14 protein-coding genes are annotated in these 22,181 nt (G+C 38.9%); 8 read left to right on the top strand and 6 right to left on the bottom strand.

Annotated features, from left to right (window positions below):
* Nucleotides 1-229: 229 nt before the first annotated feature.
* Complete coding sequence (locus AC23ME_RS15600) at nucleotides 230-1,510, top strand: DUF2130 domain-containing protein (protein WP_487728706.1); 1,281 nt, start codon at nucleotides 230-232, stop codon at nucleotides 1,508-1,510.
* Between the two features lie 198 nt (nucleotides 1,511-1,708).
* Nucleotides 1,709-2,185, top strand: a complete 477-nt coding sequence (locus AC23ME_RS15595; RefSeq protein ID WP_487728705.1) for a hypothetical protein — start codon at nucleotides 1,709-1,711, stop codon at nucleotides 2,183-2,185.
* 113 nt (nucleotides 2,186-2,298) lie between these two features.
* Here the strand turns inward: AC23ME_RS15595 and AC23ME_RS15590 are convergent, their stop codons facing one another.
* The 3 genes from AC23ME_RS15590 to AC23ME_RS15580 all read right to left on the bottom strand — a co-directional run bounded on the left by AC23ME_RS15590 (nucleotide 2,299) and on the right by AC23ME_RS15580 (nucleotide 8,051).
* Nucleotides 2,299-3,630, bottom strand: a complete 1,332-nt coding sequence (locus AC23ME_RS15590; protein WP_487728704.1) for an OmpA family protein — start codon at nucleotides 3,628-3,630, stop codon at nucleotides 2,299-2,301.
* Between the two features lie 895 nt (nucleotides 3,631-4,525).
* On the bottom strand, nucleotides 4,526-6,307 hold the full coding sequence (gene ggt / locus AC23ME_RS15585) for a gamma-glutamyltransferase (RefSeq protein WP_487728703.1): 1,782 nt from the start codon (nucleotides 6,305-6,307) through the stop codon (nucleotides 4,526-4,528).
* The gene (locus AC23ME_RS15580) at nucleotides 6,276-8,051 is read right to left on the bottom strand and encodes an AMP-dependent synthetase/ligase (RefSeq protein WP_487728702.1); all 1,776 of its coding nucleotides are present in this window, start codon (nucleotides 8,049-8,051) and stop codon (nucleotides 6,276-6,278) included. Before AC23ME_RS15580 ends, ggt begins: the two co-directional genes overlap by 32 nt.
* Before the next feature lie 232 nt (nucleotides 8,052-8,283).
* Here AC23ME_RS15580 and AC23ME_RS15575 point away from each other — a divergent pair, with 232 nt between their 5' ends.
* Nucleotides 8,284-8,754 (top strand): hypothetical protein, encoded by a 471-nt coding sequence (locus tag AC23ME_RS15575; RefSeq protein WP_487728701.1) that lies wholly within the window; start codon nucleotides 8,284-8,286, stop codon nucleotides 8,752-8,754.
* A gap of 65 nt (nucleotides 8,755-8,819) precedes the next feature.
* Here AC23ME_RS15575 and AC23ME_RS15570 read toward each other — a convergent pair whose 3' ends face one another.
* Nucleotides 8,820-10,643 (bottom strand): M61 family metallopeptidase, encoded by a 1,824-nt coding sequence (locus AC23ME_RS15570; RefSeq protein ID WP_487728700.1) that lies wholly within the window; start codon nucleotides 10,641-10,643, stop codon nucleotides 8,820-8,822.
* A gap of 237 nt (nucleotides 10,644-10,880) precedes the next feature.
* Here AC23ME_RS15570 and AC23ME_RS15565 point away from each other — a divergent pair, with 237 nt between their 5' ends.
* From AC23ME_RS15565 to AC23ME_RS15550, 4 genes are all read left to right on the top strand, one after another.
* Nucleotides 10,881-11,966: an efflux RND transporter periplasmic adaptor subunit gene (locus AC23ME_RS15565; RefSeq protein WP_487728699.1), complete on the top strand. Its 1,086-nt coding sequence runs from the start codon at nucleotides 10,881-10,883 to the stop codon at nucleotides 11,964-11,966.
* A gap of 3 nt (nucleotides 11,967-11,969) precedes the next feature.
* Nucleotides 11,970-15,086 carry an efflux RND transporter permease subunit gene (locus AC23ME_RS15560; protein ID WP_487728698.1) on the top strand — a complete coding sequence of 1,039 codons (3,117 nt, stop codon included), beginning with the start codon at nucleotides 11,970-11,972 and terminating at the stop codon, nucleotides 15,084-15,086.
* A 6-nt stretch (nucleotides 15,087-15,092) separates the two neighbouring features.
* Nucleotides 15,093-16,409, top strand: coding sequence for a TolC family protein (locus AC23ME_RS15555; protein ID WP_487728697.1), 1,317 nt, complete (start codon nucleotides 15,093-15,095; stop codon nucleotides 16,407-16,409).
* 93 nt (nucleotides 16,410-16,502) lie between these two features.
* On the top strand, nucleotides 16,503-17,366 hold the full coding sequence (locus tag AC23ME_RS15550) for an N-acetylglucosamine kinase (protein ID WP_487728696.1): 864 nt from the start codon (nucleotides 16,503-16,505) through the stop codon (nucleotides 17,364-17,366).
* A 4-nt stretch (nucleotides 17,367-17,370) separates the two neighbouring features.
* Here AC23ME_RS15550 and AC23ME_RS15545 read toward each other — a convergent pair whose 3' ends face one another.
* Entirely contained in the window at nucleotides 17,371-17,640 is a 270-nt protein-coding gene (locus tag AC23ME_RS15545) for a PID-CTERM protein-sorting domain-containing protein (protein WP_487728695.1), read from the bottom strand.
* A 126-nt stretch (nucleotides 17,641-17,766) separates the two neighbouring features.
* Nucleotides 17,767-18,231 (bottom strand): hypothetical protein, encoded by a 465-nt coding sequence (locus AC23ME_RS15540; RefSeq protein ID WP_487728694.1) that lies wholly within the window; start codon nucleotides 18,229-18,231, stop codon nucleotides 17,767-17,769.
* A gap of 52 nt (nucleotides 18,232-18,283) precedes the next feature.
* Here AC23ME_RS15540 and AC23ME_RS15535 point away from each other — a divergent pair, with 52 nt between their 5' ends.
* A complete protein-coding gene (locus AC23ME_RS15535) occupies nucleotides 18,284-22,015 on the top strand; it encodes a S8/S53 family peptidase (RefSeq protein WP_487728693.1) in 3,732 nt (1,243 codons plus the stop codon).
* The last annotated feature ends 166 nt before the right edge of the window (nucleotides 22,016-22,181 follow it).

Below are 22,181 nucleotides of genomic sequence, written 5' to 3'. Positions count from 1 at the left end.
TCTTCTAAATATAATTTGATTTAACTTGCTACAGCTTTCCCTCGTAATATATGTGCATCTGTAGCTAACTTTACTCTCTAGAGTTGGTATCCTCACCAAGCTCAACCTAAAGTATTTACCACTTCTAATTTGGAATAGACACATTTTCATCGGCATTCCCAAAATATTATCTGTGCATCTGTGGCTAACATTCCGTATTTTTGATACTCTTTTTTAAAATCAATATCGTATGCCAACAGAAATCAAATGCCCAAGTTGTAACCATGCCTTTCCTATTGAAGAAGTGATGGCCGAAGAATATAAAAAGGAACTGCGTGAGCAAATGGCTTCATTTAAGAAGAAACAACAGGAAGAATTTGAAAAGAAAACGCTAACACTAGAGCTGCAAAAAAAGCAACAAGAGGAAAACTTTGAAGTGCAAAAAAAGCAGCAAGAATTGGCTTTTGAACAAAGATTAGCTAAAGAAAAAGAAACTTTGCAGGCATCCGTAAGTGAAAACCTACGCAAGTCTATCAGCGCAGATTTTGAGAATAAACTGAAAGTGTTAGATGATGCCAACAAAGAAAACGAGGAGAAACTGAAATCTGCCCGCCAGAAGGAATTAGAATATCTACAGCTGGCTAACGAAATGAAGCGTAAGGAAGAGGAGATGGAACTGACCATACAAAAGAAAATGGCAGAAGAGCGTGAGAAAATGGCTGTTGATATTCGTGCAATCGAAAACCAGCGATTGCAAAATGCCGAACACGAGTTCAAGCTGAAGTTGGCGGAAAAAGAAAAGCAGCTCGAAGATCAGAAGAAATTGGCGGAAGAAATGAAACGCAAAGCCGAACAAGGTTCGATGCAATTACAGGGCGAAATACAAGAACTTGCTTTGGAAGAATTGTTACGTAGCTCGTTCCCTTTCGATTTAGTACAGGAAGTTGGGAAAGGTGTTCGCGGTGCAGACTGTATCCAAACAGTTCGCAACAATTTTGGACAAGAATGCGGGCACATTATTTACGAAAGTAAGCGCACCACTGCTTTTGCTAACGATTGGATTGAGAAATTGAAAACTGATATGCGTAGTCAGGGGGCAGAAATTGCAGTATTAGTTACCCAAAACATGCCGAAAGACATGAGTTGCTTTGGCTTAAAAGATGGAATTTGGATATGTACTTTCAACGAGGTTCAAGCTTTAGCCGCAGTTTTGCGTGATGGTATTTTACGCTTGTTCAACGCGGCAAAATCACAAGAAAACAAAGGCGATAAAATGCACATGCTCTATGATTACCTAACCAGCAACGAATTTTCTGAGCAATGGAAAGCTATTAGGGAAGGCTTTATGAGTATGAAATTATCTATACAACGTGAAAGAGATGCCATGGAAAAGATGTGGAAAGCTAGAGAAAAACAATTAGATAAAGTTTTGTTAAATGCAGCACATATTCGCGGGTCTATTGAAGGTATTTCTGGTAATGACAGCATACAATTAAGCCTAACTGACGATGAGGATTTGTTTTTAGAGTAACCATTTGTAATTCAGACCGGGAATTAATGATACTTAAGGCAAACCAAAAAACTAATCTAAAGCCTCGAATATTTCGGGGCTTTTTTATGGAAAAACACTTAATCCTTCATCGAATTAGAAAGGCCAGACAAATTGAATAGCCCAACATTAAACAAACATTTCTAAATTAAACTCAGTTTTACTACAAAAACATTAAACATGAAAAAGAAACTTAAACATTTAGCATGGGCTTTTTTGGCTCTGCCCCTTGCCTACAGTTGCGGAGGAGGAAATACTTCATCATCTAATGCAGATGATGAAGCGGCTGCTTTAGATACCGTTAAAAAATGCTACACTTCTTCGTTTGAAGGAGATAGTGCAGTATTAAATTTAAAAATTACTGATAGCACAAAAGTAGAAGGTGACTTATTAATAAACTACGCTGGCAAACCTCAAAACAAGGGTATTGTACGTGGCGAGTTTAAAGGTGATACGCTTTTTGTAGACTATACCTTTAAAATTGGTGATGGCGCCAACGAGTTTTCTAATCCTCTAGCGCTACTTAACCAAAATGGAAATCTAAAAATGGGTGTTGGCGTTATAGAAACTACATTGGGTAGATCTTATTTCGTAAAAGATAAACCTATCAATTTTGAGCGAGGTAAATTTGAATTTGTTCCAACGGAGTGTAAATAAACTAATAGTGGAATTCATATTTGAAAACAGCTTTAATTCGTAATCAAATAAAAAAAAGAGCCCCGATAATTCGGGGCTCTTCTCGTTTCATAAGTAAGAATTTTTATCTGTGCTTAGTAAAGCGTAAACTCTACCCTTCTGTTTTGCTGACGACCAGCTGCAGTTTTGTTAGTTGCAATTGGTTGGTCTGGACCATAACCTGTAGCCTCAATTCTAGAAGCGTTAGCACCTTGAGATACCAAGTAAGCTTTTACAGATTCTGCTCTTTCTTTAGATAAACGTAAGTTTAACTCTCTAGAACCAGTAATATCTGTGTGGCCAGCTAATTTTAAGCTAAAGTTTTTCTCTACCAATAAAGCGGCTACTCTGTTTAAGGTTTCGTAAGATTTAGAACGGATAGTTGCTTTACCTAAGTCGAATTCTAAGTTCGAAATTGCATCTCTAACTACTTTACGATCTGCCTCAGTAACAATTACTCTTTCTGTAACTTGTGGCGCAGGAACTTTCAATGGACAACCTGAACCATCTACTACAGTACCAGCAGGTGTATTAGGACATTTATCTAACTTATCTGCTACACCGTCGCCGTCGCTATCTTTTAATAGATCGCTCATTTCTGTACGTAGCTTAGCATTCTCAGCTTTTTGTGCATCTAAATCAGATTTAAGCATATTAGCAGTATTTTTAGCTGACAAAGCTTCTTCATAAGTTGCTGCAACTGGACTATAGAAAGCTAACTGCTTACCGCTACCCAATGCAAACTCTAAGCCTGCGTAAGCGTAGTTGTATTTGTCATTGCTACTTCTTGCCGAGTAACCATCAAATTCGTCACCATCAACAAAATTTATAGTCCAACCCAAATCGAAGTTGATACCTTCTGATAAACGGAATTTAGCACCAACACCTACAGGAACTACAAATTTATTAACTGCTTTACCAGTAACTGCGGTACTTGAACCAGTAGCAACTGTTGTAGGTTCATAGTTAACCAAACCACCACCTGCTAAAGCATATAACTGTGCGTTGTTGTGTTGGTTAAACATGCTCCAGTTTACCAAGTTGGCTTGTGCACTTAAGCTAGCAGAGTAGCGAAGGTCAGTTTCATAAGACGCAATTGGACTTGTGTTAACTGTACCATCGTTAAATGGCTCAGAATTATCGCCTTTAACTTTACCTTTAACTCCGTCTAAACGCAATGCGAAACCAGGAGTAATTTGTTTTTTGATATAGAGACCATAGCCTAAGCTAGATTTCCAGTTTGAGAAGTCGTTTTGGCCACCAAGAGGCGAGACACCGGTTAAGGCACCTGCATTTACTCCAATAGACCAAGTTCTAAGAGATGGTTTTGTGCCAACGCTGCTAGCGCTCTCCTGAGCTTGAACGTTGCTGCCGATAATTAATCCAGTTAATGCAACCGGAAAAAATTTTAAGAAATTTAGTTTCATAATATTGACTTTATAAGCTTCTGTTATTTTGTTCTCAAATAGTCAATAGGTATACCAATGCCAGCGGATTTGTACTCACATAAAAAATATTTAACTGAAATACAAGCGATTAAGAAATAATCAAAAATAATTAAAACAAAAAAAGTGTGTGCTATGCTATACAGTCCACATTAAAATGAGGTTATAAACGCACAAAAAGCAACATTTATTTTGTGGCACGCTGTAATTTTTTTTTATATTTTTCGGAAAACGAAGTGTTTATTTCATGGCAATAACAGCCCCGCCTTCTGCTAAATCTTTTTGTGTTCTGTTGAGGCCCATTTGAAAGTTCGTGAATTTTGCTTGTTATTGCACTTCACTAATCAATTTGCTACAAAAAGGATATCGCTGCCAGTCGGGTTTATTTAACAAAGCTTGTGGTAAAATGCAAAAATGTGGCTAAAGCCAAGAATAAATCTTCAAAAAACCGTCGGTTAAAACCGACGGCAATGAAATAACAAATTGCAGCTGACAGTAAAAAAACAGGAATGAAAACTCTCTAGCTGGCTGAAATTATTCACAAATTTTTGGGCAGCAAACAAACCAGCGGCTTAAACTGCTAATCTTTTTAGAAGCTATATCCAGAAATTCATTGCCGCTTTAGCCAACGGAATAGAGAATAATTCAAAAGCGGCTTTAGCTAAAATTTAGGCTATTAAGAGCGGGAGCTATTTGCAATTGTTTAGGTTTTCTAAACCCGATTGAACGGATAGCCCGGAATGAGCGCAGCGAAGTGAGGACTAGAAGTGAAAGCGGGACTTACGCTAATTAGTTTCTGGAACCTGCTTTTCAAAAAAAATAAAAAAGCGAGATCAACATCCGTTAACCTCGCTCCCATTTTATTACACAATAAATACTACCAACCTCCAGCGGTATCATCTCCTCGCGGATCTGCGCCTGTTTGATAAGTTCCTTTTTTAGTTACCAAAATGGCATCTACCCTGCCAATACTGTTACGTCTGTAAAAAGTATAGCCTTTTGCTTCAAGTTTTTGCTGAACCTCTGGTTTTAGCGCATCTGGTTCGATATCTACTCTATCTGGCAACCATTGGTGATGGAATTTCTTCGCATTAACTGCCTCTTGCATATCCATCCCAAAATCTACTACGTTTAATATGGTCTGGAAAACCGATGTCATAATGGTAGAACCACCTGGCGTACCAACAACCATTGAAAGCTTGCCATCTTTCTCTAAGATAGTAGGCGTCATTGAACTCAGCATACGCTTGTTTGGTGCAATGGCATTGGCCTCGTAACCTATTAAACCAAAGTAATTAGCTACTCCCGGCTTCACAGAGAAATCATCCATTTCGTTATTTAATAAGAAACCCGCACCTTTTACCACTACATAATTACCATACGAAGTATTAATAGTAGTAGTTAAGGAAACTGCATTACCTGCCTTATCTACGATAGAAAAGTGGGTAGTTTCTTCACTTTCCTTTTTGGCGAACTCACCTGCTTGTATCTCGGTACTTGGTGTAGCTTTGTCCCAATTTAGGTTTGCCATGCGGCTGTTGTTATAAGCAGGCTCTAGCAATTCTTTTTGTGGCACTTTCCAAAAATCTGGATCGCCAAGGTGTTTCGCTCTGTCTGCGTATACTCTTCTTTCTGCCTCAACCATTACCTGTATGGTAGAGTCTGCGTTAAAGCCCCACTTAGGAAGCGGGAACGTGGATACAGATTGTAACATTTGAACCAGTGCAATACCACCGCTAGAAGTAGGTGGCATGGTAATTACTTTGTATCCTTTGTAGTTGCCCACAATTGGTTTTCGCCACGCGGCATGATAATTTTTCAAATCTTCTTTTGAGATTAAACCGCCACCTCTTTTCATTTCTTCGGCAATATAATTGGCTACTTCGCCTTCGTAAAAACCTGCTCGGCCTTTATCGCGGATTAAACGCATGGTATTTGCCAACTCGGTTTGCACCAACAAATCGCCTTCTTCCCATTTACCTTCTGCTTTAAGTAAAGCCGTACCCAGCGGATTAAACTGCTCGAACTTGCTTTTTAAACGGTTAAGTTCATTCACCTGTTGTTTGGTAAGTTTAAAGCCTTTCAATGCCAACTGATAAGCAGGCTCCACTAACTCCGCCCATTTTAACTTTCCATACTTTTTGTGCAGCTCTACCATTCCAGAAACAGTTCCTGGTACGCCAGCTGCTAAATGCCCCTCTTTACTTTTCTCAGAAATTGGATCACCGTTACCATCCAAGTACATATCCTTGTGCGCTAAAGCCGGTGCTTTCTCACGGAAATCCATAGAAGCGGTTTCGCCTTTGGCCGAGCGATAGATTAAAAAACCACCGCCGCCAATATTTCCGGCATTTGGATAAACCACCGCCAGTGCAAACTTAACGGCAACGGTTGCATCAACTGCGTTACCACCTTTTTTCAGTATTTCTACACCAACAGCTGTAGCTTCTGGATGCGCAGAAACCACTGCACCGTTTTTAAATTCTTGTGCTTTTCTATCAAATCCTTTATTTGCTTTAGCTAAAAACTCAAAAGCTTTTACATCTTTTTCCTTTTCTACCTGGGCATTTGCGTAACCAAAATTTAAAATTAGCGCTGCCGCAAATAATGTTTTTACCTTAAACTTGCTACTTAGTTTCTGGCTGATAGTTTTCTGCATCTTTATATATTTTTTCTATTACTTCTTTATTCTTCTCTAAAATCACCTTGCGTTTTAAGCTCAATTTAGGGGTTAATTCCCCTCCATCTATACTCCACTCTTTAGGCAATAGCGCAAACTGCTTTATTTGCTCCCATTTACCAAACTCTTTATTTGCTTCATCAATTACTCTACGAAACTTCTGCTGTACTTCCTTATTTTCTACAATAGTTTCGTTGCTTTCGTAATTAATTCCTTTAACACGGCACCAACCTTTCAGCGTTTCGAAGTTTGGCACTACTAAAGCGGAAGGGAATTTTCTATTTTCGCCAACCACCATGATCTGTTCAATGAGCGGTGCTTCCTTAATCTTATTTTCAATCATCTGCGGAGCTACATATTTACCTCCAGCAGTTTTAAACATCTCTTTTTTCCTATCGGTGATTTTCAGGTAGCCATCCGTAAGTTCACCAATATCTCCTGTGTGGAACCAACCATCGCCATCTACCGTTTCGCTGGTCAAATCTGGTCGGTTGTAATAGCCTTTCATTACGTTGTGACCCTTCACCAAAATCTCTCCGTCTTCTGCAATTTTTACCTCTACCCCTTCTATTGGTTTACCTACCGAACCAAATTTAATGGCATCGAAGTAATTTACCGATATTACTGGCGAAGTTTCTGTTAAACCGTAACCCTCAAAAACAGGCAACCCGGCAGCCCAAAACACTCTCGCCAAACGTGGGTTTAAAGCTGCTCCACCAGAAATAATCACTTCGATATTTCCGCCTAAAGCTTCTTGCCACTTGGTAAACACCAATTTTCTGGCGATACCTAATTTAAAAGTGTACCACCAACCTTTGTCGGTATCGTACTTCTCTGCCAACGCCAACGACCAGAAGAAAATCATTTTCTTAATGCCCGTCAGTGCCTTTCCTTTCTCCACTATCTTATCATAGACTTTTTCTAACAGCCTAGGGACCGTTGAAAATACAGTTGGTTTTACAGATTGAATATCGGCGACAATGGTATCCATACTTTCTGCGTAGTAAATAGAGATATTCAGATAGGCATACAGGTAGGAAATCATCCTTTCGAAAATATGGGACAACGGCAGAAAACTTAGCCCATGGGCTACGCCTTTAGGCAATAGCACCGCAGATTTTTTAAAGTTCTGCACCAAATTATCGTGGGTAAGCATTACCCCTTTGGGTGTACCCGTAGTGCCCGATGTATATATTAATGTAAGGATATCATCTGGAGTAACTTGACTTCTGTACGTTTCCAAATCAACATCTGTATTTTTGCCAATTTCTACTAGTTCTTGCCAATGGTTAGCTCCTGATACTTTATTGAAGGTATATACTTTTACGTCGTGATTAATTTCGGCGATTACCTTTTTTACTTTTTCATATAGTTGATCGTCGCTTACAAAAACCACATTAATTTCTGCATCTTCAATAATGAATTTAATATCGTGTTCTGCTAAAGTTGGGTACAATGGAATTTGATAGGCGCCAAGCTGCATAATGGCATAGTCGCCAATGTTCCATTCGGGTCTGTTGGTAGACATAATAGCCACTCTAGAGCCTTTGCCAATCCCCAAGGTGGTTAAACCTTTGCTTAAATAGTCGGTCTGTTCACAAAATTGTTGTGTACTATATTTGACCCACTCCCCATTTATTTTTCCGCTAATAAATTCATCTTTTGAAAATTTCTCCAAATTGTGTTTAAGAAGATCGAAAACTCTAGTTACTGTAGCTGACATACGATTGGGTTTATATTGGCTAAACATTGAAAAACAACCATTTCCGGCTGTTAAACATCCTAATTTAAGATTTTTAAATGAAGTTTATACTATGCAAGCATAATTAATTTTTGACTTGCGTATCTCCTTTTGAAACAAAAAAGCTACTCCATTGTTGTTTTAAATATACAAAAGGCACAAAAGTTGTTATGCTTGCCTAAACATTTTAACTATAACATCAATTTTTATTCAGATGAAAAAATTACTATTTACAATTCTCGCAGGTGCAGCTCTTTTCACAATGAATTTATCGAAAGCAAATGCACAAGATTACAAAACTGCCGCTGGTTTAGCGATTGATTTTGGAGATGGCGCTACTTGGGTAGGCCCTCACATTAAACACTTCTTTAACCCAAATGGTGCTATAGAAGGTGATATTTTATTTGGCAATAGCACTACGGTATTACAAGCACTTTACTTACATCATGGCGCTATACAAGGTGCTAGAGGTTTAAAATGGAATGTTGGTGTTGGTCCTGGTGTTGCACTTTACAAGGGCGGTTCTACCTTTTTGATTAGACCTAATGTTGGTTTAGATTATAAAATTAGCGGTGCTCCTCTAGGTTTAGGTTTAGATTGGAGACCAGCTTGGGGATTTTATGATGGCGGAAACGACTTTAATGCAGCTAGATTCCAAATTGGATTTAGATATATCTTTAAATAAGTAAAATTAAAAAAAAAGTCCCGAGGTGCGTCGGGACTTTTTTTTGCTTTATAATGTGGCTAAAATTATTTTCCAGCCATCCATCTTTTTCTAACTGCCAACTGTTGTGGCGTTGCATTCTCATTATAGCTTGCCTTAATACGAATGTTAGAGCTTTCTTTCAAGGTTAATGAGATCTTCTTCTCCAAACCATCTCTCTTCACGGTAATCTCTACTACATCGCCAACTTGTTTTTTGGCAATGCTAGGTAAAACTTCTAAAGTTAAACCTGGGTTGGGCAATCTTACGCTGCGCATTTCATCAGCTATGCTAGAACCGTCTATTGCTAAAATATCATCGTTAACATTTAAACCTTGTACCCAAGCTGGTGAGTTTCTAGAAACACCGCTGATTGAAACCGTTCTGTCTACTTTCAACGAAGCACCTGTATATGGTTTATTTGGCGATGCAACCTCACCAACGGCGTCAATACCTGCATAGCCGAAATATTTAGTGAATTCGATATCGTCTGTACCATCCACGTATTTAGCCCAGAAATTAGTAAAGTTCATTCCGCTAATTTTCTCTACCATCGCTTTAAACTCAGCATCGGTATAACCACGTTTTTTTACTTTACCTTCTTCGTACATCGCTTTCATCACATCATCTAAGCTTTTGGCACCTTTGGTAGCATTTGCGATTTCCAAATCCATTAGCAAACCAACAATTTCACCCTTGCTGTAATAAGAAATAGCACTATTTTTTGAGTTTTCATTTGGACGGTAACCGATAATCCAAGCATCGAAACTTGAAGAAGAAGCCGACTGCACTTTTGATCCTGGGGTGTTAATTACCGTACCCAAACCTCCGATGATATCATTTAAGAAAGTTGCTTCGTTGGTGTGTCCAGCTCTAATCAATAGCTTATTTTCGTAGTACGACGTAAAGCCTTCTGCAGTCCATAAATTGGTGGTATAATTTTCGTTATCATAATCGAATGGGCCTAATGCCACTGGACGCAATCTTTTCACGTTCCACAAGTGGAAGTATTCGTGTGCCACTAAAGCAAGAAAACCTTTGTAACCTCTCTCGGTTCCGTAGGCATTTCTTGTTGCTCCCAATACGGTCGAATTTAAGTGCTCTAAACCACCGCCACCATTAGCGTAGTTATGTACGATAAAAGTGTAGTGCTTGTTCGGGTTGTCACCAAAAATCTTAGTTCCTTCCTCTACAATTTTAGCCATATCCACTTTCAAACGTTCTTTATCGTAATTACCGCCACCGTACATCGCAACAATGTGTTTTACACCTGCGGCATTAAATTCGAAAACTTCTTGGTTACCCACTTCAATTGGGCTATCGAAAAGCACATCGAAATCAGAAGCGTAGTAGGTAAACTCCTGTCCGGCAACTGGTTCTAAACCTGTGTTTACTTTATCCCATTTGCCAAAAGGTACAATCTTAACGGTACTTGGGTTTTTAATCATCCCCTCTGGGTACATAAAAATACTTGCAGAAGAAAGAAAAGCATGCGACTCGTCTATAAATGCAGTACGAACAGAAATTTCGTAGGCATAAACTCTATAATTCACCTTAACGGCAGCCGCTTTAGCATTAAATACTCTCCAAGTGTTTTTGGTAACTTTTTGCACTTTAGCAGGCTTCCCATTCACTGTAGCTGTAAAGTTTTCTACATTTTTGGCAAACTCACGAACCAAGTAAGAACCTGGTGTCCAAACTGGCATCTTTAAATCTACATAGTCCTTCGCCGCAATGCCCGACATGTTCATTTCTACTTCTGCATAATGCGCTTGCGGTTCTTTAAAAGAAATCTCGAAGCCAATTTTAACTTGCGATTTAGCTGCCATTGTTAATGTTAGCAATAATGCTATCCCTAATAGTTTTTTCATTTATATTGTTTTGTTTTAGACCACCAGAACACTTTGTGTCTTTGTGGTAGATCCATAAGCTTTCGCACAAAAATAAAATTTAAAACTACTTTCCTCAATGTTTATGTTAACACAGCTGTAACATAGTTAGTACATCTTTATAATGGCGAAACAAATAGATATTTTTGTTTGTATTGATTTCATTGTTTTTTGAAATCATATTTAACAACAAACCAAATTCACAGCTATTTAACTTCGATGAAAAAAAGATATATATTTTATCTGATCTTGGCATTAGGACTTGCCTATCTTGTTTACTATAGAATAACCGAAAATAAAAAAATCGAAGGTGGTGGTGCAGCTGGAGGCGGTGGCAAAGGTACAAAAGGAAAAGGCGGTCCGGCGTTAAATGTAGATGGTATAGAAGTAAAAACTTCAGAGTTTAGCAACAACTTAGAAATTACAGGAAGTATAGAAGCGAATGAAGCCGTAACCTTAAGAAGTGAAGTAGCTGGTTTGGTTACTGGTATTTATTTTAAGGAAGGCGGTAATGTAAGTAAAGGCGCTACTTTGGTAAAAATAAACGACCGAGATATACAAGCACAACTGCGTGAAGCACTAACGAGGCAAAATCTTTCTGCCAGCAACGAAAACAGGGCGAAACAGCTCTTGGAGAAAGGCGCTATCAGCCAGGAAGAATATGATACTTCGCAAGCCGAACTGCAAGCCTTACGATCTCAAGTACAGTTAATTAGAGCGCAATTGGCAAAAACAACTATTATTGCTCCTTTTAGTGGCAAAGTTGGTTTACGCAATATTTCGGTTGGTGAGTATTTAACACCGAACACAGTTATTGCAAATCTTTTAAGTACCAACCCTGTTAAAATAAGCTTTTCTATTCCAGAAAAATATGTTTCGCAGTTAAATACCAACAGTAATATTTCTTTTAATATCGATGGCAGAAATAAAACCTATACGGGCAAGGTATTCGCTATTGAACCCGGTATAAATGAACAAACCAGAACCTTACAAATTAAGGCGCTAGCTCCAAACGCCAACAATGAACTGTTGCCAGGTTCTTTTGCTAAAGTGAAATTGGCCTTAACGTCTATTAAGGATGCGATATTAATTCCAACAGAAGCGGTAATACCAGTATTGAAAGGAAAGGTGGTTTACGTATCTAAAAATGGAAAAGCGCAACAAGTACCGATAGAAACAGGCACCAGAACTGCTGATAAAATTTTAGTGCTTTCTGGCTTAAATGTTGGCGATACGGTGCTAACTACTGGTGCAATGGCACTTAAACCAGAGGCAGATGTTAAAGTTAAAATTGCCAAGAACTAAGGTATGAGTATATCGACCACCAGTATTAAAAGACCGGTTCTTGCCATTGTAATGAACTTGGTAATTATCCTTTTCGGGGTAATTGGCTATAACTTTTTGGGCGTAAGGGAATATCCGTCCATTGATCCTTCGGTAATCTCTGTGAGGACTTCTTACCCGGGTGCCAACTCGGACATCATCGAATCTCAAATTACCGAACCTTTAGAAAAAGCAATCAATTCTATTGACGGAATTAGAAATATCAGTTCATCGAGCAATCAAGGAACGAGCAATATCACCGTAGAATTTAACCTAGGCAAGGATATTGACGTTGCCGCAAACGACGTACGTGATAAGGTGTCGCAAGCTGCAAGAAACCTACCAAAAGACATAGATGGTTTACCTATTGTAAGCAAAGCTGATGCAAACTCGGACGCGATTATTTCCATGACCATCCAAAGTGACAAACGCGGTGTAACCGACCTCAGTGACTTTGCCGAAAACGTAATTGCCGACAGGATACAGACCATTCCGGGTGTGAGTAGTATGCAAATTCAGGGGCAACGTAAATATGCTATGCGTATCCGTATAGACCCTACACGATTGGCTTCTTACGGTTTAACTTCACAAGATATCGTGACTGCTCTCGATAGAGAAAACGTAGAGCTTCCCTCTGGTAAATTAACTGGTGCAGCAACAGAACTAACGGTTAAAACCTTAGGCAAACTGACTAATGCAGAGCAGTTTAATAACTTAATTATTAAGAACGATAGCACTAGCGTGGTGCGCTTACAAGACGTTGCCGTTGCCGAAATTGGTTCAGAAAATGAAGAAACTGTACTTCGTGAATCTGGCAAACCGATGGTGGCTGTGGGCGTAATCCCGCAACCTGGAGCTAACTATTTAGATATCAGTAAAGAGTTTTATGCCAGATTTGATAAACTACAGGCAGATATGCCTGAAGATATCAAGCTTAAAGTTTCTTTGGACACCACTAGGTTTATCAAAAGTTCGGTAACGGAAGTAGCAGAAACCATCTTGATTGCCTTAGTGCTTGTAATCTTGGTAATTTACCTGTTCTTCAGAGATTGGGGAATTGCATTTAGGCCTTTAATTGATATTCCGGTATCGTTAATTGCTACTTTTTTTATCATGTACATTTTTGGCTTTTCCATCAATGTACTTACACTATTGGCTATCGTTTTAGCTACGGGTTTAGTTGTGGATGATGGTATTGTAGTCACCGAAAATATCTTTAAAAAAGTTGAAGAGGGTTACTCTCCTATCGAAGCTGCCATTAAAGGTTCTAACGAAATTTTCTTCGCAGTAATTTCCATTTCAATTACCCTAGCGGCAGTATTCTTACCTGTAATTTTCCTACAAGGATTTGTCGGACGGCTGTTTCGGGAGTTCGGGGTCACCATTGGTGCGGCGGTATTAATTTCCGCATTCGTATCATTGACTTTAACTCCCATGTTGAATGCTTATTTGATGAAAAAAGGCGGTCATAAACCATCTAAATTTTATCGAATTACCGAACCTTACTTCGTAAAACTAAATGAAGCCTATAAAAGCAACCTGGAGAAATTCTTAAATCGTCGCTGGCTATCTGCGCCTATCATTTTAGTTTGCGCAGGGCTGATTTTCCTTTTCTGGAAAGTATTGCCAAAAGAAACTGCGCCTTACGATGACAGAAGTGCCATTAACATGAATGTGAGTACGCCAGAGGGATCTTCTTTTGCATTTACAGATCGTTTTGTGATGAAGATCAACCAAATGGTACTAGACTCGGTTCCTGAGAAGAACGTGAATATTACCATTACCTCTCCAGGTTTTGGCGGTGCAGGTGCTACCAACTCTGGCTTTGTAAGAATGGGTTTAGTTGATCCGGGAGATCGTGAGAGAACGCAGAAAGAAATTGCCGATAACCTGACAAAGATTACTAGAAATTATACCGAAGGGAAAGTTACCGTAACGCAGCAACCTACTATTTCTGTAGGTCGTAGAGGCGGTTTGCCCATCAGCTACATTATACAGGCACAGAATTTTGAGAAGCTAAGAGACAAAGTTCCGGTATTTATGGAAGCTGTTTCGCAAGATCCAACTTTCACTACTTCCGATGTAAACTTGAAATTCAATAAACCAGAAATCAACCTCACTATTGATAGAGAAAAAGCGAAAAGCTTGGGCGTATCTATTGTTGATATTGCACAAACACTACAGCTGGGCTTAAGCGGTCAGCGATTTTCTTATTTCTTCATGAATGGTAAACAGTACCAAGTAATTGGTCAGTTCGATGTTGCCAACAGGAAAGATCCTTTAGATTTAAGTTCAGTTTATGTAAGGAATGACAAGGGTCAGCTTATTCAGTTAGACAATGTGGTTACTGCCAAAGAAGAAAGCAGTCCACCGCAATTGTATCGCAACAACAGGTTTATTTCTGCTACAGTTTCGGCAGGTTTGGCACCCGGCAAAAGCATTGGCGATGGTATAGAAGCCATGGATAGAATTGCAGCAAAAGTACTGGATGAAAGCTTTACAACTGACCTAAGCGGCGAGTCGCGAGATTTCAAGGAAAGTTCATCAAATACGATGTTTGCTTTCGGATTAGCTTTGTTACTAGTTTATCTGATTTTAGCAGCGCAGTTCGAAAGCTTTAAAGATCCTGTAATTATTATTTTAACTGTGCCAATGGCTGTTGCAGGTGCATTTCTATCGTTATGGCTTTGCGGACAGAGCTGGAATATTTTCAGTCAGATTGGAACCATCATGCTAATTGGTTTGGTAACCAAAAACGGTATCTTGATTGTAGAATTTGCCAACCAACTCAAAGAACAAGGTAAATCTGTGCAAGAAGCCATTAGAGAGGCTGCAGTTTCGAGGTTACGTCCAATTTTGATGACCAGTTTGGCTATAGCTATCGGTGCGTTACCTATTGCCATGGCATTGGGAGCTGCCGCAAAAAGCAGAATGAGTATGGGAACAGTAATTGTAGGAGGAACAATGTTTTCATTGATATTAACCTTATTTGTAATCCCCGCCATTTACTCACTTTGGTCTAAGGAACACAAAGAGAACAAAGACTTAAAGCAATCTTTAGCAGCGGCAACAGCCGATGAAGAAACACCTAAAAACCAATAGCAGAAGATGAAACAGTATAAATTTTGGATGCTTGTAGTGCTATCGATCTTTTTATCGAGCAACTTGGTTTACGCACAAGAAAGACTGACTTTGCAAGAAGCTATCCGTACCGCTTTGCAGAACAATTACGATATCAAACTCATTAAAAACGAAACTCAGATTGCCAAAAACAATGCAAATTTAGGCAATGCTGGTATGCTGCCTATAGTTACAGGAGATTTTTCTACTGGTGGTAGCAGGCAGAATACTTTACAAACGCAAGCCAGTGGAACTGAACGAAGGATAAATGGCGCTAGGAATAGCAATATGGGTTATGGTGTTGGTTTAGATTGGACGGTTTTTGATGGCTTTAGCATGTTCGCGAATTACGATCGTTTAAAGGCATTGGAGCAGCAGGGAGAAAAAAATGCTACACAGCAAATCTTAACTACCATTACCGATGTACTTGCTGCTTATTACAATGTTGCCAAACAGCAACAATTGGTTATTGCAGCAGATAGCACCATTGATATTTCTGCGTTTCGTTTGCGCATAGCGGATAGCAAGCTGAAAATTGGTCGTGGTTCTAAGCTAGATGTACTTGCTGCTAAAGTTGATTATAACACTGACACTTCGAGTTATTTGCAACAAAAAAACCTACTAGACAATTACATGGTTACGTTAAACGAACTTTTAGCCCGCGATGTAAATATTAAATTCACAGTAGACAATGCATTCGATATTGAAGAGAACTTGAATTATACCAGTCTAGCGGCACAGCTGGATCAATTAAATCCAGCGCTACAAAGTGCTATTCTTAACAAGAAAATTGCTGAATTAAGTTTAAAGCAAGTGCAGGGCAACCGCTATCCTCAATTAAGCGTAAACAGTGGCTATGATTTTAATAGAAGTCAATCTCCTACTGGGTTTAACACGCAATTTAGAGCTCGTGGTTTTAGCTACGGCTTAACAGCAACGGTAAACATTTTTAATGGATTTCTACAACGCCAAAATGAGCGAAATGCAAAAATCAATATCAACACAGCCGAACTGCAACTGAACCAAACTAAGCAAAACCTAAATGCACAACTTACAAGTTCTTATCAAGACTATTCTACTTTTTTAGAACTGGCAAAACTGGAAAGAGGAAATATCGAGATTGCTACCCAGAATTTAGATATCACCCTAGAGAAATATAGGTTGGGCAACATCACACCTTTAGAATTGAGGGAAGCACAGCGAAACTTTATTGATGCCAATAACAGATATCTGGAAATAAAATATCAAGGTAAACTAGCCGAAATTTATTTGAAACAAATTAGTGGCACCTTAAACATACAATAGCTTAGCTACACTTCTAAATAATGATTTAAATCAAAATCATCACTCACAGTGCTGAACTAAATACTTTTTAAAAAAAATTATTATCTTAGGAGAATGATTTTAGTTGCAGATAGCGGCTCGTCCAAAACAGATTGGATGGCATATAGCCCTGAAAAAACATACTCTTTTAATACACAAGGTATTAATCCATATTTCGCTAATGCCCAAGACGTATTTAGGATACTTTCTAAGCATAAAGAGATGGCGGCAATTGCCGATCAAGTGAAAGAGGTTTACTTTTTTGGTGCTGGGTGCTTAAATCCTGATAAGCATGAAATCGTATCCAACGGACTTTCATCATTTTTCAAAAATGCATTTATCAGTGTAGATCACGACTTAATGGGCTCTGCCTATGCCACCTGTGGTGATAAGAAAGGTTTAGCGTGTATTTTGGGAACAGGTTCTAACATTGCCTACTACGATGGCCAAACGGTGTACAGTGGCAACCACGGCTTAGGCTATATTTTAGGAGATGAAGGTTCTGGAACTTACTTTGGCAAAAAAATGCTCATCTCTTATCTGCACAAAACAATGCCAGTAGATTTAAGAGATGCTTTTAATGAGGAATTTAAAATTACGAAAGATATTGTTGTAGAAAACATCTACCAAAAGCCTTTTCCAAATTCATACTTAGCTACTTTCAGTAGATTTATGATACACCACAAGCAGCATCCTTTTATACAAAAAGTATTAAAAGATGGCTTTCAAGAATTCATAGATACAAATGTTAAAGATTATAAGAACTACAAATCTTTAGAATGCAACTTTGTAGGTTCTATCAGCTATTATTATCAAGACGAGCTTCGTGCTGTATTTGCAGAGAACAATCTTAAAATAGGCAAAACGCTTCAAAAACCAATTGAAGGAATATTCGAATATATCTTAAAAAGAGAAGGAATTTTAGAGAAAGCAGGGTAGCTAATTAAGCTACATCTGCCTCTTTATTTTGCTTGCGTTTATCGTACGCCTTTTTTAATCCGTAAGCTACGCCCGCAGCAATAAGCACACTAGCCCCACCGTCAATGGGAACTGGATTATCTACGCAATCACCATCAGGTGTAGGCAAAGAACCATCTTCACAGGGAGGTAGACCAGGGTCTATTTGTGCAAAAGCAAATATGTTACACGTAATTAAAAAGAAGGCTAGTGCGAGCGCCTTGTAAAATGTTTTTCTAGTAATGTATCCAGCCATCCAATTGTACCTTAACCGCAAGAATCTAAGCATCTTACGAAAATCACTACAATAATAGAGGTTTTTTGAATAAAAAAGAATTTTTTATTCAAAAAAAGCGTGGCTTACCTACTATAAATCAACAGATTAATATGCCGCTTGGTAGTTAATTTGTATATCAAATTTTACGCCATTATTCAATTGTACCGTTATCGGGTTAATTTGTCCACGACCGTTTGAAATATTGGCAAAAAATTCCCCGTTTTTCTCCACTACGAATACGGAATATTCGCCTGGCTCCAATTCACATTTATAAAAACCCTTTGAATCCGATTTTACGGACTTTATCAATTTCCCTTCTATTGACTTAAAAAGAGGAGCACTTCCTTTAACTTCATTAGAAGTTACTACCTTATAAATATTAATTTGGCGCTCAACTGGCCTACCTTCTGTTGCCCGAGGCTCGTCTGGAGACGGCATCATATTACCCGAAACCCAAGTTACCGTTCCGTAAACACCTTGTTTGACACCTTTATCGTCATTGTTTTGTACTGTACATGCCATAAATAGAGGGGCTGCACATAAAATTAATATCTTTTTAATGTAAGTCATCTAATTATCCGTAAAATTGTCCTCAATTTAATCATTTATTTAGATTTATTAAATGCAAAGTCTAAAATACATATTCAAGCTTTCAGCTATTGTTCTTATAAGTTTTACAATATCATCAAATTTATTTGCCCAAGCTGATAAACAAAATAAAACCAATGTAGTTTTTCTAAAAGAAAATGCCATTGAACTCAACAGAATAGAAAACGTAAAACGATCTAGGGCATTTTCTTTAGCGATAGAAAAAGGTTGGGAGACTTTCGGAGTAACCAAAGAAGGAAAAGTTTTTACACTTCATGGCATCGATGATTTCGGTATGCCTCTGTACAAGATTACAGAAAACAATGCTATTTCTGCTGCCACCATCAATACCAATAAACTATATACCGGCGGCTCACTAGGCTTAAACTTAAGTGGCAGTACCTTACCTACAGATAAAGTAGCCATTTGGGATGGAGGAGCTGTATTGACTGGACACGTAGAATTTCAAAACAACAGAGTTGAAATTAAAGACGGTGTTACATCTTTATCAGCCCATGCTACGCACGTTGCCGGTACCATTATGGCAGCAGGCAAATATCCAAATGCAAAAGGAATGGCTTTCGGACTTCCCAAATTATTATCGTTCGATTTTAATAATGATAATTCGGAAATGTCAAATTATGCCGCCTCTCTTTTGCTTTCTAATCACTCTTACGGATCGATAGCCGGGTGGTTTGAGAACACCAATGCTATTCCTAACAGATGGGAGTTTAGAGGACAAGCTGGTGCTAACGAAGATTATAAGTTTGGTTACTACGATAGCGATGCAAAGGAATGGGACAGGATTAGCTACAATGCACCATACTATCTTGTAGTTAAATCTGGTGGAAATTACCGCAGCAGCAACGGGCCAGCCGTTGGTCAAACGTATTTCCGTTTTAACGCTGCCGGAAGCTTAGTAAATGCCGGTCCGAGACCTGCTGGAATTTACAGCAATGATGGCTACGACATTTTAGGAACTTACGCAGTGGCAAAAAACATCATGACAGTAGCTGCCGTAAATCCGCTTCCTTATGGCACTGTTACACCAAGCGACATCACCATTTCTTCATTTAGTGCTTGGGGGCCAACCGACGACGGAAGGATTAAACCAGACATCGCTGCCGATGGGGTGAGCGTTACATCAACAACAAGTACCAATCCAGAAGCTTATACAACTTACTCTGGAACTTCTATGGCTGCACCAAGTGTAACAGGTTCCTTAGCCTTGCTTCAAGAACTTTACAACCAAAAAACAAGCAGCTTCATGCGTGCCTCTACTTTAAAAGGATTGGCAATTGGCACAGCAAGCGAAGCAGGCGAGTATCCAGGCCCAGATTATATTTTCGGTTGGGGATTAATGAACACAGAAAATGCAGCTTTGGCCATTTTGAACAACGGAGGCAAGAGCATAATCAGCGAAAAAGCTTTAACACAAGGCGCAACTGAAACCTTTAATGTTGTTGCTTCTGGCGATGGCCCGTTAATCGCAACAATAAGCTGGACAGACCCAGAAATTGATGTGATACCTGTAGCCAATGCTTTGAATAATCCCACATTAAGATTGGTTAACGATTTAGATATGAGGGCAAGCAATGGCAGCGTCACCTACTTTCCTTGGATTTTAAATCCTGCAAACCCATCTGCAGCAGCCACTAAAGGTGATAACTTTAGAGATAATGTGGAACAAATTTACATTGCTGATGCTGTACCGGGCAAAACTTATACTTTTACCATTTCGCATAAAGGAACATTACAAAGAGGATCTCAAGCTTATTCTGTAATTGTGACCGGAGTTGGTGGCCAACCTTATTGCGCTTCTGCACCAAATACATCTAATGATGCTAAAATCAACAGCTTTAACCTGTCAAACATCAGTTATACAGCTGCGGCTGGATGTACATCATATAACGATTTCACCACGCAAACAATAGAACTGGAGAAAGCTAGAACTTACCCACTAAGTATGTCATTAGGTACTTGCGGTACCAATTTTGATAAAGTTGCAAAGGTTTTTGTAGATTGGAATGGCGATGGCGACTTTGACGACACCGGTGAATTAGTTGCAACTAGCAATATCATTAATGGCACTGGTTTATTTACGGCAAATATTACGGTTCCTTCAAATATTAAAATCAATAACTTCTCTATACTTAGAATTGTATTAGCTGAAGCTAGCAATGCGGCTAGCGTAACTGCTTGCGGCAATTATGCCAAAGGCGAAACCATTGATTACAGAGTGAAATTCATTAACTCTACGGCTGATGTGGGCATTACAAAAATTAATGAGCCACTTTCCAATTGTGCCAACCCACAGCAAAGTGTAAGTGTAGTTATCCGCAATTTTGGTACGCAGAACATCTCAAATATTCCAGTAACAGTTACGGTAAAAGATGGCACCAATATCATCGCCACACTGAATAGCACCTTCGCTGGCGAGATTAAACCATCACAAGAACGAGAATTTATTGTTCCTGGATTTTATAACGCTTTAGCTGGCAAAACCTACGAAATTTCGGCAAAGACAACATTAAGCACAGATGTAATACCAGCTAATGACGAGATTATAAGAACTGAACAAATTAGCTTACCTGCAACACTAGCTGCTCAAACAGCTTTTTACTGCGATAACACCAAGCAATATCAATTGGCTGCCAACGGTGATGGAATTGTATACTGGTATAAAGATGCCGCGGCAACTACTCCTTTTGCTTACGGCAATAATATCAGCACTGCCGTTGAACCAGGTACTGAAGGCTATTATGCAGGTTTAAACGAATATATCGGCAACCTAGGACCGAAAAACAAGTACGAAACTAGATTAGGTTCGGGTACTTATTTACAAACTAGCGGTGGAGTTAGCGTACGCACATTTGCACCAGCCATCTTAGAAAGTGCCCGTTTGTATATTGGAAATTCTGGCACTATTAGGTTTTACGTTAAAAATAGCTTCGGTATCGAGGTTTCTAGCAGTACTGTAAAAGTAACAGCCACCAGAAGTACGCCAGCTGCAGGTGTAGCTTCAGATGATTTAACTGATCAAGGTGCAGTGTATACGTTAAACTTGAAGTTCCCTACGGCAGGAAGCTACACCATTCACACCGATTACGAAGATGAGGCGACAATTTTTAGAAACAATACAATTCCTCGTTCTATTTATCCGCTAAGCTCTGAACTCGATATATTTAACATTATTAGTAACGATGCCTCACAGCCGCAATCATTTTACTATTATTTTTACGACATTAAAGTAAAAGCTCTTGGATGCTTAGCCAGTGAAAGGGTGAAAGTTCCTGTATCAAATGTCCAAATTACTAGAAATGGAGATCAGTTGGTTTCGAATATAGCTAATGGCAACCAATGGTATTTAAATGGCGAAAAGATAGATGGAGCTACCGGGCAACAATTTAATCCTGTAGCAGCAGGAAAATACCAAGTATGGGCTAATATCAACGGCGGGTGTACATCTATATCTAACGAACTTTCTTTCTTACCTAGCAACCAAAACGATAATGAAATTAAGTTGAAAGTATTCCCTATCCCGGCATCGGATGATTTGACTGTAGCTTTTGAATTGTTAGAAGCAAAAACAGTAATCGTAAGTATTGTTAATGTAATAGGACAAAAGGTTTACGAACAAAATAAAGGATCGCAGTCGGGTATTATTATTGAAAAATTGGATGTTTCTAAGCTAGCTAAGGGGACTTATATTCTTAACATTAAGGCAGGGGATAAAACCTACGCAAAGAAGATAGCTGTTTATTAAGAGGGTTTAGAGGCTTAACTGTCGTTTTGCTATCAGTAGATTAATTTTAGAAAAGCCACTTGTTGGTTCTTGGAAACTGTAGTCCTTTGCTTCGTTAATCCCGATGAAACTTGTGCAAACTCGTAAACAAAGCACTTAAATCGGGAAACCACTTCGCCAAGGTTTA

The organism is Pedobacter sp. T50_32, assembly GCF_057652195.1.
The sequence above is the reverse complement of the archived record's forward strand: the minus strand, read 5'-3'. Positions and strand labels throughout refer to the sequence as shown.